Origin of the sequence: Pontiella agarivorans (assembly GCF_034531395.1) — a bacterium.
GTDB classification, from domain to species: domain Bacteria; phylum Verrucomicrobiota; class Kiritimatiellia; order Kiritimatiellales; family Pontiellaceae; genus Pontiella; species Pontiella agarivorans.
This window is the reverse complement of record NZ_JARVCO010000012.1, coordinates 938,735-953,055: the sequence shown is the minus strand read 5'-3', so window position 1 is coordinate 953,055 and position 14,321 is coordinate 938,735. Positions and strand designations below refer to the sequence as shown.

Below are 14,321 nucleotides of genomic sequence, written 5' to 3'. Positions count from 1 at the left end.
CTCCTCAAATGAGCAGGTAAAGGAGTTATGAAAAAGCATAGACGGAAACATACCGCTGAGTTTAAGGCCGGGTTGCTCTTGAAGCGCTCAGGGACTTCACCGAACTCAACATATTTCCATCAGGCAACTAACAGCTTCCGTGCAAGCCCCACGATGCCGACCCGTAATATGCCCGTCATTGGAAGGCTTTGGAGGGTGGAATTCCGCGGTGTTTTTTATAGGCACGGGAAAAATAGAGCGGATCTTCAAAACCGCATTTTTCGGCAATCCGGGCCATTCGCCAATCAGGATTGGCTTTCATGAGCCGATCCGCACGGTCGAGCCGCAGCGCCATTTGATATTGCTTGAAACTGACGCCGATCATGGTGGTGAACAGGTGCGAGAGCCGGGATGCGCTTAAACCGACGATTCCGGCGGCGTCTTTAAGACTGAGCCGTTCTTCGGGTTGCCGGCGCATCCGCTGCACCAGCGGATCGAGCAGGTCGTAGTCCCGCCGCCCGACCAGTGCATGACTGGTGATGTGCTGAATCAGCACATCAAACATACTGAGCAGGTCTTCGGCTTTCTGCGGTGTAAAAACCGGCATTTTTTCCAGCGCCTCCGCTTCGTGCGCATTGCGGACTTTTTCTTCGGATCCAACAATACGGAATTGCCCGACCATGGCGTAGCCGATCGGGGTCTCGCCCACATATACCGGCACCACGGCCTCATAGAGTCCGGCGTGGCATTGATAAAAACAAACGCTTTCCATTTCCAGTGCCGCCCGGCGGCCGGCCGCATCGTTGGCGAGACAGGCCTTATCAAAGCCCTTTTCGCGCCGGCGCATCGCACAGTAGTCGCAAATACTGCGGTCCTGACCGATGCAGAGTTCCTCCCCTTTCAACGAAAAAAAGGCAATCCGCACTTCTGTCAGCGAGGTAAAATGATCCAGCAGCTTCAGCATCCGGTCGCTGAAAATATATTCCATATCCCGATTCATGGACTGTTTTTATCCATTGCCGGCAAATTTGTCCATAACTATAGCATCTGCGTCTATGGCTAAAATCACCTACATCCTATTACGTATTAAAAACGTGGCAACGTTGATGTGATGCGTGACGGGATCGTTACGGCCAGGGAATCACAGGTCAATCGTCACAGTTCAACCGGGTGTTAACGAAGGAGATATAACAATGACAAAACGAGAAGTGGTTCGGATGGTCCTGAACGGGGAAAAGCCGCCGTATGTGCCGTGGTCCTATAAATTTACGGAAGAACCGGAGCAGGCTCTGGCGGAATATCTCGGTACCGACGACCTGGAACGGGCCGTGGGCAATCACATTGTGCGCGTCGGCAGTGATATCGGTTTTTTTGACGATCTGGGCAACGACCGCCTGAAGGATGTATTCGGTGTGATCTGGGACCGCAGTGTCGATAAGGATATCGGCGTGTGCGAAAATGTGCTGATTCCGGAACCGACGATGGAAGGCTTTGAATTCCCCGATCCGCTCGACAAACGGTTCTTCGAAAATATTGAGCCGAAACTCAACAAATATGCGGACTGTTTCCGCGTTTTTGAGCTGGGTTTCTCACTTTATGAACGAGCCTGGACTTTGCGCGGTATGGAAAACCTGATGATCGATATGATCGAAGAGCCGGAATTTGTTCATGAACTGATGACGGCCATTGCCGACTACAACCTGGCGCAGGTGGAAGAAGCCCTTAAATATGACATCGATGCGGTTTATTTCGGCGATGACTGGGGCCAGCAGAGCGGCCTGATTATGGGTCCGACGTTCTGGCGGGAATATATTCTGCCGCAGCTTAAACGCATGTATGGCAAAGTGCGCAGCGCCGGAAAATTTGTGATGATTCACTCCTGCGGCGACGTCGACGAACTGTTCGACGATCTGGTTGATGCCGGCCTCAACTGCTTCAACCCGTTCCAGCCGGAAGTCATGGACATTCATGAAATTCTGCCGGCCTATCACGGCCGTCTGGCCTTCCACGGCGGACTCAGCATGCAGAAAACACTGCCGTTCGGCACTGTGGAAGATGTGCGGAATGAATCGCGTGATCTCCTGAAACTCGGAGCCGACGGAGGCTATATTTTCTCGCCCTCGCATTCGGTTGAAAGCGACACCTCCATTGAAAATATCGTGGCCTTTATCGAGGAAGCCTTTGCTCAGGAAACCTATCAGGCGTTGCATCCGGGCGATGGTTTAAAGCTGCCTGCAACGGCATAATTTCCAACCATTGGAAAACAGGGAACGCGCTTTTCCACAGAGAAGCGCGTTTTATTTAATCTTCACGATCTTCACCCGATGGGTCATCGGCTGTGCCATCTCATAGATTTTATCGATGGTATTTTCCAGACGTTGGAAAAGAAGGTCGTAGTCGTCGATACACCGGACATACTGAGCCAGCACATGTTTCACATAATCACTCGGCGGAGCCCACAGGCCCTCGGGCTCGAAACCGGCATCAATCCGCCTGATCATTTCCAGATTTGCGTTTTTGTCTGCGGCATCGTGATCTTTTATTTTCGAAAGATACCCTACCGCCCAGACCACACTCCGAATGTCCGCCATGATTTTTTTCTGTTTCAGCCCCAACAGATAAACCTTTTGGCTCTGCTGTAACTGCGGAGTATCCAGCCGGGCCAGATTAATGCCCGCGTCGAGTTCGGTATGGCTGAAGCGCCCCGCCGTTTTATCCCCGATCTGCACTCGGTACATGCCGTCCGTCAGCCCGGCTACACGCAGGATTTCCCGGTTAAACGCCTCCTCAAACGGAATCAGTCCTTCCGCTTTTTCATAGCTCTGCCGCACCATCGGCAGCGCGTTCGCCGTATAATCAAACTGAACCTGTCCCGCACCCGTTTTCAGAGAAGAAACGACCGCGTTTTTAACCGTCCATTTTTTCTCCGGATCATTCAGCCGAAGCTCCACTTCAGCCACGGGCCCTTCCAAGCCCTGGAATTTCAGAAAGGTATACCCCATCACGGTGTGTCCCGCCTCGCCAGGATGAACCCGATCAAGTCCAACCAGGGTAAATGCCGGATCGTTCTGCTGCCGCCGTTCATTAATTTCCAGCAGCGCCGAATTAAAATCGCAGACCGGATAGCCGCGCTTTTCCGCTTCCTCATCAATCACTTTTTCGCCGAAATCAATAATGGCATCATTTTTCCCAAAACCAAATTTAAGCAGATTGTGCTGCGCCTGGGGATTCACCATCGTCTGATCGTACGGCGATGATTTAATCAATGCGATTCGGTCAATGCGCTGCGCTTCCAGATGATTCAGCAACGAAGCATAATTTGCGCGGTACCATCCGAGTTGTTTTTCATGAAAGCTCATCAGCTGCTCCCGGCTGGTGGACGATTCAAAATGCGAACCGCCGACATCATTCATTCCGAGCATCACTGCGGCCGCCGTCGGCGCATACATCCGCACATCACGCTCCCAGATTCCGTCCCCGTTCACAGAAGACCGCTGCGCACCGCCATGAGCCGTATCACCGCTGATCCCGACGTTGAAGCAGGCCACCTTCCGATCCGGAAAATGCGTGGCATAGAAATACTGGATCAGCGTATGGTAGCTGCCGCCATGCGTAATACTGTCGCCCACAAAAACGACCCGCTCATTTTCACGATACGGCTCCGCATATAAAAAACCCGTCACCAACAGCACAGCCATCAACATCTTAAACTTCATCTTCTCTGCTCCTTCCAGACGCTGGAATTTCCAATGTTCGGAACTATACTGAAGGCTCAAAATGAAACGAGTCGATTGCTTTGCAGAAATCGCGGTTTTTGCATTGGGTAATGTTTGGCGGATGCGTCATAGTTTCCGCCAGTTTAACCAACGAGGATTTTTCTATGGGAACGAGCGTAAATGTAAAGGGTGTGAAATTCGGAGAAAAAGACCCGCTGGCTTTAATTGCCGGACCGTGCGTCATTGAAAGCCGCGAGGGCTGTATGGCCATTGCCGACCGTCTCGTGAAGCTGGCGAAGGAACAGAATATCCCTTTAGTTTTCAAAGCGTCGTACGACAAAGCCAACCGAACCTCGATCAACTCCTATCGCGGCCCCGGCATTGAAAAAGGCCTTGAGATCCTCGCCGAAATCAAAGCCAAATATGACATCCCGGTTCTCACTGATGTCCACAGCGTCGAAGAAATTAAAATCGCCGCCCAAACCGTCGACATCATCCAGCTTCCGGCCTTTATGATCCGTCAGACCGATTTTGTGGTGGCCGCCGGAGAAAGCGGTGCGGTGGTGAATGTGAAAAAGGCCCAGTTCGCCGCGCCGTGGGACATGAAAAATGTGGTTAAAAAAATTGAATCCACCGGCAACAGAAACATTCTGCTGACCGAACGCGGCGCGTCGTTTGGATACAATACCCTGGTCGCCGACATGCGAAGCCTGATCATTATGCGTGAATTCGGCTATCCCGTAATTTTCGACGCCACCCATTCCGTACAGTCCCCCGGCGGACAGGGCGACACCTCGGGCGGTGACGGACGTTTTGCCCCCTATCTCGCCAAAGCGGCGGCCGCCGTCGGCGTGGATGGCATGTTCATTGAAACACACCCCAACCCCGCCGAAGCCCTTTCCGACGGACCCAACATGATTCCCACCCGGGATCTTTCCAGCCTTTGGAAAAAACTGGATGCGATCGACCGGATCAAATAGACCCGCCGTGTCTTCCCGCTACCCCGTTCCCGCCGGCCGGCACCGGGCTGAAACGGTTGAAAAGAAAAGCCGTTTTATCGCCACGCTTCGGCGGGTCTGCTCTCCGGATGAAGCCAAACAGTTTGTAAACGAAATCCGCAGCGAATATCCCGATGCCCGGCACCATTGCTGGGCCTATGTGGCCGGAGCCCCCGGCAGCTCGCATCCCTGCGGCATGAGCGACGACGGCGAACCGCACGGAACGGCCGGACGCCCCATGCTGCAGGTTTTACTCAACTGCGGCATCGGTGAAATCATGGTTATCGTGACACGCTATTTCGGCGGGACCAAACTGGGAACGGGCGGTCTGGCACGCGCTTACTCCGGTGCCGTGCAGGCCGTACTCGAATCTCTCCCGACCGAAGAAGCCGTCGATACAGAACCCGTTATGATACGCACCGCATTTGAATTCGAACCGTCCATCCGGCATCAACTTTCGCTGCTGAAACTCGACATTAAAGATACGGTTTACACCGCAGAAGTTACGTTGCATATCGACGTTCCGGCGGATCAAATGGAAATAACAGAAAACCATTTAAACGCCAAACTGCCCCACAACGCCTTCCGCTGGCTTACAGATTGAGCAGTTCCTGCACGTCTTCCCAGGTGAGTTTCTGCATCACCTGTTCATCGGTGGTCAGCGTCGAATCGATAATGCCTTTTTTGTGCTCCTGCATCGCGAGGACCTTTTCTTCGACCGTGCCCTTGGTGATGAGTTTAACGGAATAGACGGTCCGTTTCTGGCCGATGCGGTGTGCCCGGTCGGTCGCCTGATCTTCGACGGCGGGATTCCACCATGGATCGAAATGAATAACCATGTCGGCCCCGGTCAGATTCAGCCCGGTTCCTCCGGCCTTAAGACTCATCAGGAACACGGGAACGGTATGGTCTTTATTGAACTTCCGCACCACATCCTGACGATCTTTGGTGCTGCCGTCGAGATAGCAGAACTTAATGCCGCGCTCAGTCATCTCCTCTTTCAGAATCGCCAGCATACTGGTGAACTGACTGAAGACCAGTACCCGGTGCTTACTGTCGATCGCCTCGTTGAGCAGTTCAAAAAACAGCTCCATTTTGGCCGACGGATGCTTGCTTTTCACCCCGTCCAGTTTCAGCAGATCGATGTGGTTGCAGGTCTGGCGTAATCGCAACAGGGTTTTGAGGATTTCCATACGGCTCTTATTGAAGCCTTCCTTTTCCACCATTTCATTAATTCTGGCTTTAGAATCCTCAAGCAGCTGCTTGTATACTTTATGCTGATCCTGCGTAAGCTTGCAGGGGGCAACGCGGATAATTTTTTCCGGCAGATCTTTGGCCACATGTTTTTTGAGACGTCGCAGCAGGAACGGATGCAGCTTGCGGCGCAGTTTGATCTGAGCCAGATCCCCTTCCGTACCGCCGTTCAGAATCGGCAGTTCATAGTGCTCACGGAAATCCTTATGATCCCCGAGATAGCCCGGCATCAGATAATCCATAATCGACCAGAGATCCGTCACGCCGTTTTCAATCGGCGTTCCGGTCAGAACCAGCTTGTGGTCGGCCTTGAGCTTTTTGGCCGCCAGCGCATTCTGCGTGGTGCGGTTTTTGATGTGCTGCGCTTCATCCAGAATCGCAATCGAATATGTGTATTCCAAATGCTTTTCAATATCACGCCGCATCAGCGCATAGGAGGTGATAACCAGATCAGATTTCGGAATATTTTTCCATTTCCGGTGCCGGTCTGTGCCATGCAGAATCAATGCCTTGAGATTGGGGGTGAATTTCGCGGCTTCCTCTTTCCAGTTTTCCACGAGGCTGGTCGGACAGATAATCAGCGCCGGTTTGCCGTTCTGCTCACCATCCGCCCGGCCCATCTGAACCCAGGCCAGGGTCTGCAGTGTTTTGCCCAGCCCCATCTCATCGGCCAGAATACCGCAGAAACCGCGGCGCTCCAGAAAACGAAGCCAGTTGACCCCTTCCTGCTGATAGGAGCGCAGCGTGGCCCTCAGCTCCGGATGCAGCTCAACCTCTTCCACGGCAACCTGTTCATTCTGAACTTTCGCACTTTCCATCCACGAAGGCGTGGCTTCAATATTGATTCCATCGAGCGCATTGAGCGACGCTTCGACGTAGCTGCCGTAAATTCCGCTCATCCGGAAGGAACCGATCTTTTCGCCTGCCCCGACGGCACAATCCTCAAAAACTTCACGGGCCTGCATGATGGCATCGCCATCGAGCAGAATCGTCCGGCCGTTGCGTTCAATAAATGAATCGCCTTTCATCAGCGCCCGCTGAATATCGCGCTCGGAAACGCTTCCGGTGCCCACCTCGTATTCATAGCTGACGTCAAAATAGCTGCCGTCTTCGGTTTCATCCACATGCACAACCGGCGTGACATAATCCGCTTTTTCGGCGAAGGGTTTAACCCGCCCTTCCAGCTCAACCTGCCAGCCGAAGCGGCGGATTTGCGGCACACCGGTGCCCAGAAAATTCAGCACCTCGCGCGGACCGACAATATTTTTGAGCGTATCCCCGGCACGGCCGTCAAAACCGACGCTGTGCAGTTTTTCCACAGCCGCCTTTTCTGCCGCCATATTGCGGATCCGGTATTTCAACAGATCGCGCGGATCGGGAATGGCAAAATTGCCTTTCATATCGGCACGGCCGGCCACCAGCTCCACGGCCTCATCATAGCGGGCATAAAGCGTTGCCGCCAATGACGCCGGGCTGCCCTTCACCACCAAACGGAACGTCGGCTTGGCCGGTTTCATAAAAAAGAGATCGGGCGTAATTTCCGTGCGCACGGTACTGAATTTTTCAGCCTGCGGCAGTTCGGTCATGAGAAACGCCGGCACACTCGTGCGCGGAATAACCAATTCAGTCGTGTAAACTTCGTGCAGTGATTTCGGCAGAATACTGCTCAGCGGGTAAAACTCGCCGGCCGCAAAAATCCAACCGCTGTTCTGACCGATGATATACTGCGGAAACAGATCCCGCTCGCCGTCAGGAAGTTCAGTAACCACGTTGAGAATCAGTTCTCCGTCGTCACGGTCCATATCCATTTCAAGAACGGTATCCAACGCACCGCTGTGGACCGTATAGCCCTTTTTCCGGCCTTTATAATGAATGGTCTTTCCCTGATGCAGCCGAAGGATATTAATAAAATCGTAAACGGAAATTTCGATTTCGTTCTTCAGGGCACCGCGGCAAACATCTTCCAGCACATAGAGCAGATTTTCATCGCGCCGCGGAAAGGCAAACGGCACATCCACGGGAACATCCATGGCTTTATACCGTTTTTTCTCATACTCCACAGCGATATGGATTTTAACCTTTTCCGACTCAAGCTGCTTTTCCCAGTCTTTATCAAGTTCGATATAGAGGTTGGCATCCACCGCTCCCGGAGCATCCTGCCGGACTCGGGTGATGCGCGTGCCTTCTGCCGCCTTCACGATCCGGTCAATCCGTTTTTTCTCTGCCACCGCCCGCTCATTACGGCTGGACTCGGAGTGCTGTTTAAGCACTTCCAGACCCATCGCGACCAGATGCGAACAGATCAGTCCCCGTTCCTGATTATCACGGCACGGGCAATGATTTTCCACCAAACCGTTTTTCAGAATCTCAAATTTACTCCGCATCCCGCGGGGCCCCAGATTAAGCTGACCGGTAATGAAGGGAGATTCAAAGGTGACCTTTTCGACTACGCCCCGCTCAAAAAGCGCCTTTCCGTCGCGAAATGCCCGCCAACCGGCCCAGTCTTTTAATTTCTTCTCGGTATATGGAATTTCATCACTCATTCGGTGCGCTCTCTCTTCTCCCTACAGGAAATAGGGGCCATTTTCTCCAGCTGGGCAAATAAATCGATAAAAAACTCTGCTTTTTATCCTCATCCGGACCTATCCCTGTAAATTCCACCCTTTGAAAATCAACATTCTCACCAAAATCGGCTCAAAACAGATGTTGACGCAAAGGATGCCCGATAACATTATGCGCGCCTTTGAAACGAGGAATCGCTATGCAGCGCATCATGAAAAAATCCAAGATACATACCGCCACCATTACCGGGCGGGAACTGTATTACGAAGGCAGCATCACCATCGACCGCGATCTTATGGATGCCGCAGACATGCTGCCCGGTGAACAGGTTCAGGTCGTCAACCTCAACAATGGCGAGCGTTTTGTCACCTACACCATCAGCGGCGAGCGCGGCTCCGGGGCCATCGAGCTCAACGGCCCCGCCGCCCGTCTGGCAGCCCAAGGCGACAAAGTGATCATCATTACATACGGCAATTACGACGAAGAAGAAGCCCGCGCGCTCGAACCCATTGTTGTTTTTGTTGATGACCAGAACCGAATCGTTCAGAAATGAGCGACTACCTCTATCAGACCACCCAGCAGTATTTCGGTCAGCTGGCCGGCGGATCCGAATCCTGCGGTGAACAGGAACTTAAAGCCCTCGGTGCCTCTAAAATCCGGAGAAGTTATCTGGGCTGTTATTTCTGCGCGGACCAACGCACCCTTTACAACATCGTATACAAAACCCGCATTTTTTCCCGTATTCTTGCGCCACTTATTGCCTTCGACTGTCACTCCGAGAAATATCTTTATAAAACCGCGCAGAATATTGACTGGTCCGATTTCCTCACGCTGACCAAAACCCTGGCTGTTACAGCCAATGTGGCAAAAAGCAACATTCGCAACTCCCAGTATGCCGGACGAATCCTGAAAGACGCCATTGTGGACCAGTTCCGCGAAAAAACCACAAAACGCCCGGATGTCGACACCCGTTTCCCTGACCTGCTGCTGAATCTGTATGTCTACGAAAACAAAGCCCGCATCAGCGTCGATCTCGGCGGAGGATCGCTCCACAAACGAGGCTATCGCACCGAATCCGTCGAAGCCCCCATGCAGGAAACACTCGCCGCCACCCTCCTGCAACTGGCCGACTGGAATGGCGAACGACCGCTCTACGACCCGTTCTGCGGTTCCGGCACCATCCTTTGCGAGGCCTTCATGCGCGCCGGAAATGTCCCTGCATCCTACCTCCGGAAAAAATTCGGATTCCTCCGGCTCCCCGATTTTGATGCTGCCGTGTGGAACCAAATCAAAACCAAAGCGAATAACGAGACCAAAGACATTCCGGACGACCTGATCAGAGGCTCCGACCTCAATCCGGAAGCCGTCAAAGCTGTGCGCGCCAACCGCGCCGAACTTCCGGAGATTGGAACCCTTAAAGTGCGCCGCTCTGACTTCCAATCCCTGGAAGGGTTTGAAAACACCGTCATCGTCACCAATCCACCCTACGGCATCCGGCTGGGAAACACCGAACAGGTGACCGGACTGCTGAAAGATTTCGGCGATTTTCTGAAACAGAAATGCACCGGATCCACCGCTTTCATTTATTACGGCGACAAAACACTCGTCAAAAAACTCGGCCTCAAACCTGAATGGCGACACGAACTCCGCGCCGGCGGCCTCGACGGCGTCCTCTGCAGATACCAGCTGTATTGATTTTCCCGCTTCATTTCCCTTCGGTCTAATTAAAAGCTCTCATACATTCTTTTCTTATTGAGATACCGAATTGAGGCGCATTTTCTTCACAAAATGATTTCGAGCGATCGAGGATTTCGCAGATCTTAAACTTTCTTCTTCGCAAATGTGAAAAAATCAGACCCACCACCCGCCCCTCTCTGTGCCCCCCGCTTACAGACTCTTAAAACATAAAATTCCGTTTAAACCGGATATGACCCACCGCGCACCCGCCCTTGCAGCAAATTAATTTGTTTTGAGCGGAGCATAAACAAAACACACCAATGGCATAGAGTTTGCTTAATTGATAATGGCCTCAACCGACAGGATATGTAATCGAAAATAATGAAGAAAGGTCCTCATAATATGGCAATCGCATCGAAAATCGATCATGGGCGTAAAGCTGCACGGAATGGAAAGGCAAAAAAAGGTGGCTTCACATTGATAGAAGTTCTGGTTGCCTCCTTCATTTCCGTAATGGCCGTCTCCTCGGCTTTCATGCTGCTGACCCAGTCCATGGATATTCTGCGATCTTCCTCAAACCGACTTGATGCGCTCCAACAGACTCGCGGAGCTGTTGAATATCTCCGATCCCTTGCTTTTACCGAAGATGAACTGAATATCGGAAATCATACCACCACCCGAAACGGGCAGCAGTTTTCATACACGGTCTCCAAGTATGAAGGAGATGATAATCTCAAGTTGATCAACGTCCGAACCAACTGGCGGAGTGAAGTGGCTGATGCCGACCGTGAACTCGAATTGGAAACTGTAATTTGCGCCCCGCTCCACGCCAACTAGGACTTGTCATGATATCGCACCGCACATCTAAACAGGGGTTGACTTTAATCGAAGTGATGATTTCACTCTCTCTTGCTATGATTGCCATGGCTGGTTTCATGACAGTTTTCATCGCTTATCTATCCCAATCGGATGCCGCAACCGTGTGGAGGGATGCCGATCACAATGCCAACAGAGCGCTGGAACGCATCGTCCGGGGAACCCCCGAAACGGTTGGGTTGCGCGAGTTTTATAAAGGATTAATCCGGTGGACTTCTGACAACGATGGCTGGAGCATTACGGACGACAAACCCAACGCCGGTTATACGTATAACGCATCTGCCGGAACCATCTCTGATTTTAACGGGAATATTTTTGCCCGCAATGTGGAAGCCTCCACCCTGTCATATGCGAACAACCGCATAACACTGACCCTCTCTGTAACCTCCCGGCAAGGACGAAACAGTTCGACACGTGAATACAGCACAACCATCCAACCCAGAAATCCCTGAGGAACGACCATGATGAAGCCTCAATTGATGACAACGAAAAATACAAACCGCAACGGATCCGTTCTGCTCACGATCCTCATTATCATGTTTGTGCTGACGATAGCCATGGGCAGTTTACTTACACTCAGCACGCAGTATTTTTTCTCGACTCAAACGAAGGTGGATGCCGCACAGGCGCTGTATTATGCAGAAGCCGGCGTCGAAGAAGCCTGTCAGTTTGTATCGGAACGTGGAGTGAATATTCCTGACTCATACTCAGGCACCGGGACAAACGGTGTCGGCAGTTTCGACTGGGATCTGGAAAAAACAAACTTCTATTCCGGAAATATTGTTTCCGTCGGCGAATTTAATGGACAGAGAAAAGCCATTGAAATCAGGAATGCCCGAAGCGCAACCTATGCTCAGTTCGCCTTCTGGGCGGAAAATAATCTATCCATCTATTTCAAAAATGGTGAAACCTTCTGGGGCCACATTCATACCGACAGTAAACCCTGGTTCTCCGGTGACCCGGAATTCAATGATGTGTTCACCACTCTGGCCAACAGTTACGGAGGAAGCACCAATTCCGTGGATTTCAAAAGCGGGTTCAAAATGAATACCGCCATGGGATCGATGGCGGAAATCGATTTTGACGACATGAAATACTTCGCGCAAACCTATCCCGACAATGCGCTTCTACTCACCGGGGCCACCTCCTTTAAATTTGACGGAAACCAGGTTTTGATCACCAACGAAGCTTACGGTTGGGATGAAGAACCCTATACCCTTGACTCTGAAAAGCTGATTTATATTCAGGATGGAACCATCGATACAACAGAAAGCTACTATCAGTATGTCGGCAAAAAAAAGGGAGACTACAACTACAGTCGTCGATACGGATATTACTATGCCGGCTATAACAAAGGGTATTATGATTTATCCACACGAACAGTAACTCAGAACTCCCCGGGATCGCTCTCTCTGGATGGCGGTGATCTGGACGGCCGGCTCACGATCGTGACCGAAGATGACATCTATATTAACGATCATACGGAGTATGCACTTGACCCGCTTGATAATGACGCAGTCAATGATGCCATAGCCTATGCGAAGGACAATAATCTGCCGTCTGAATATACTGACGTAGTCAACGATGCTCTGGGATTGATCAGCGGTGACGATGTAATCATTACCGGCTATGCCCCGGACAATATCCATATCGACGCCACGATCATGGCTACCGGTAGTAAGAGCCCCTCAAATGATCCCGGCAGTTTTTACGTCGAAAACTACACCTCTTACGATCCCCGGGGATTCATCAACCTCCTCGGCGGTATCGTCCAGGAGGAAAGAGGACCGGTTGGCTCCTTCAGTACCTATACCGGAAAAACATCGCACAGTTTTGATAAAAATTATGTATTTGATTGGCGGTTCGCCTATATGCCGCCCCCATTCTACCCCCCCCTGTACAGTAAGCTGACATTTGACTCCTGGCAGGAAATCTCCCCGGAATCATGAGTGCAACCGATAAAACCCTGTTAAGTATCTGTATCCTCAGCCTCGTTGCCGGACTGCTTCAGCACGGCTGCTCCAAACGGATTGATAAAAAGGATGCCGCTCTTGCTCAAAAAAGTGCCTCCGGAACATTTTCCGCGCCCGCACAAAACGAAACGAATCCGAATGGAACGTCAATACCGACATTCGTCCACATCGTGAATGATGAACCCGCCGAAAGCATGCCCGAAAACGAGCACGACCGGCGCATGAATGCCATACACAAACACATCGACAACTTAGAAAATCAAGAACCGATCAAACTCCCGGACGATTTCGATCTCTTTACCGCCCGCGAAGGACTGAAAGATATGCTCTTCAGCCCCACCTTCGACAGCGGCACAAATACCATGACCGATGCCGAAAAATGGGAATTCATTGAAGCTGGCAACCTGCCCTGGTAAATGCAGGACACGATTCTCTCCATTACGGACACTCCGCTGAAGCCCACTCCTGCCTACCACGCGATGCCTGAACGAATAGAAGTTTTTATCGGACACGCTATAGAAACCGCAGCCCCCGGTTCCCGCCGCTGTTTTGAAGTGTTTCTTTTCGTTCACCGTGTTGACAGATCCATACGATCGGAAGATCAGCATGCCAGCGTCCGATAGCAATCCAGTCGGCTCCGAAGGAATTCATGTTTTTCGTTTTCAGCAACAGCTATCAAACAGATAAACAACCTTGTTTCATGCAGAATGCCTCCACTTTCATCGCCGCTGAATTAAATTGATCAATCAGATTCTGGAATTTCTATTGCACATGAATCCTTTCCCCCTCATTTCCTTCGTTGCACAGAAAGGAAGTAATGCCGAAGACGTTATGCCTGCTCAAACTCACGCGCTTCAACTAGGACACTATAGTCGGCACTGAAATCCCGAAGAAAATCCGTTGTCGTATTGCTGTTCATGCCCCCGCTCAAACACTTCAGAATTCGCCGACCGAATTTTCCGGCAACACGCACAGTTCCAATCCGGCATTCTCGACCTGCAGCCTTCATGCTCGCGTCAGTAACATACATGACATTTCTAAAAAGAAAGTCCCTACCGTTCAGTGGACTTATTTTCAATCAGCCCCAAACCGGAAAGGCCCCTTTTTCGAAATAGAAAAGAGAACCGGTTGCGCTGCGCCCGTCCCCCATGAGAAAACGCGCCGTTTTCCAATCTCAGGAAACAGCACAATAACACGGCCTTTCAGCGTCTAATTCTTCGAAAGCCCCTCTTACGCCATCATTCCTTGATCACTGCGCTTGACTCCTTCGGATGTTCTGCACAGAA

At 51.5% G+C, this 14,321-nt stretch carries 12 protein-coding genes and 1 pseudogene; 10 read left to right on the top strand and 3 right to left on the bottom strand.

Features of this window, described 5'->3' with window-relative positions:
* Positions 1 to 175: 175 nt before the first annotated feature.
* Complete coding sequence (locus P9H32_RS16855) at positions 176 to 979, bottom strand: PocR ligand-binding domain-containing protein (RefSeq protein WP_322610091.1); 804 nt, start codon at positions 977 to 979, stop codon at positions 176 to 178.
* Positions 980 to 1,172: 193 nt separating this feature from the next.
* Between P9H32_RS16855 and P9H32_RS16850 the strand changes: the two genes are divergently transcribed.
* Positions 1,173 to 2,225 (top strand): uroporphyrinogen decarboxylase family protein, encoded by a 1,053-nt coding sequence (locus tag P9H32_RS16850; RefSeq protein ID WP_322610090.1) that lies wholly within the window; start codon positions 1,173 to 1,175, stop codon positions 2,223 to 2,225.
* 51 nt (positions 2,226 to 2,276) lie between these two features.
* On the opposite strand, the gene P9H32_RS16845 is transcribed toward P9H32_RS16850, so the two are convergent.
* On the bottom strand, positions 2,277 to 3,695 hold the full coding sequence (locus tag P9H32_RS16845) for an SGNH/GDSL hydrolase family protein (RefSeq protein ID WP_322610089.1): 1,419 nt from the start codon (positions 3,693 to 3,695) through the stop codon (positions 2,277 to 2,279).
* 164 nt (positions 3,696 to 3,859) lie between these two features.
* Here P9H32_RS16845 and kdsA point away from each other — a divergent pair, with 164 nt between their 5' ends.
* A complete protein-coding gene (gene kdsA, locus P9H32_RS16840) occupies positions 3,860 to 4,675 on the top strand; it encodes a 3-deoxy-8-phosphooctulonate synthase (protein WP_322610088.1) in 816 nt (271 codons plus the stop codon).
* Positions 4,653 to 5,297, top strand: coding sequence for a YigZ family protein (locus P9H32_RS16835; protein ID WP_322610087.1), 645 nt, complete (start codon positions 4,653 to 4,655; stop codon positions 5,295 to 5,297). Before kdsA ends, P9H32_RS16835 begins: the two co-directional genes overlap by 23 nt.
* On the opposite strand, the gene P9H32_RS16830 is transcribed toward P9H32_RS16835, so the two are convergent.
* Entirely contained in the window at positions 5,287 to 8,490 is a 3,204-nt protein-coding gene (locus P9H32_RS16830; RefSeq protein WP_322610086.1) for a DEAD/DEAH box helicase, read from the bottom strand. The two genes, P9H32_RS16835 and P9H32_RS16830, sit on opposite strands and share 11 nt — an antisense overlap.
* A gap of 230 nt (positions 8,491 to 8,720) precedes the next feature.
* Between P9H32_RS16830 and panD the strand changes: the two genes are divergently transcribed.
* The 7 genes and pseudogenes from panD (at position 8,721) to P9H32_RS16800 (ending at position 13,451) form a co-directional block, all read left to right on the top strand.
* Complete coding sequence (panD, locus tag P9H32_RS16825) at positions 8,721 to 9,062, top strand: aspartate 1-decarboxylase (RefSeq protein WP_322610085.1); 342 nt, start codon at positions 8,721 to 8,723, stop codon at positions 9,060 to 9,062.
* Positions 9,059 to 10,204 carry a THUMP domain-containing class I SAM-dependent RNA methyltransferase gene (locus tag P9H32_RS16820; protein ID WP_322610084.1) on the top strand — a complete coding sequence of 382 codons (1,146 nt, stop codon included), beginning with the start codon at positions 9,059 to 9,061 and terminating at the stop codon, positions 10,202 to 10,204. The genes panD and P9H32_RS16820 overlap by 4 nt, the downstream gene beginning before the upstream one ends.
* Before the next feature lie 363 nt (positions 10,205 to 10,567).
* Positions 10,568 to 11,023 carry a type IV pilus modification PilV family protein gene (locus P9H32_RS16815; RefSeq protein ID WP_322610083.1) on the top strand — a complete coding sequence of 152 codons (456 nt, stop codon included), beginning with the start codon at positions 10,568 to 10,570 and terminating at the stop codon, positions 11,021 to 11,023.
* Positions 11,024 to 11,031: 8 nt separating this feature from the next.
* Positions 11,032 to 11,112, top strand: a pseudogene (locus P9H32_RS18190) (prepilin-type N-terminal cleavage/methylation domain-containing protein); the annotation flags it as partial.
* Positions 11,113 to 11,121: 9 nt separating this feature from the next.
* Positions 11,122 to 11,514 (top strand): hypothetical protein, encoded by a 393-nt coding sequence (locus P9H32_RS16810; protein ID WP_322610082.1) that lies wholly within the window; start codon positions 11,122 to 11,124, stop codon positions 11,512 to 11,514.
* 9 nt (positions 11,515 to 11,523) lie between these two features.
* A complete protein-coding gene (locus P9H32_RS16805) occupies positions 11,524 to 13,011 on the top strand; it encodes a pilus assembly PilX N-terminal domain-containing protein (protein ID WP_322610081.1) in 1,488 nt (495 codons plus the stop codon).
* Complete coding sequence (locus P9H32_RS16800; protein ID WP_322610080.1) at positions 13,008 to 13,451, top strand: hypothetical protein; 444 nt, start codon at positions 13,008 to 13,010, stop codon at positions 13,449 to 13,451. Before P9H32_RS16805 ends, P9H32_RS16800 begins: the two co-directional genes overlap by 4 nt.
* The last annotated feature ends 870 nt before the right edge of the window (positions 13,452 to 14,321 follow it).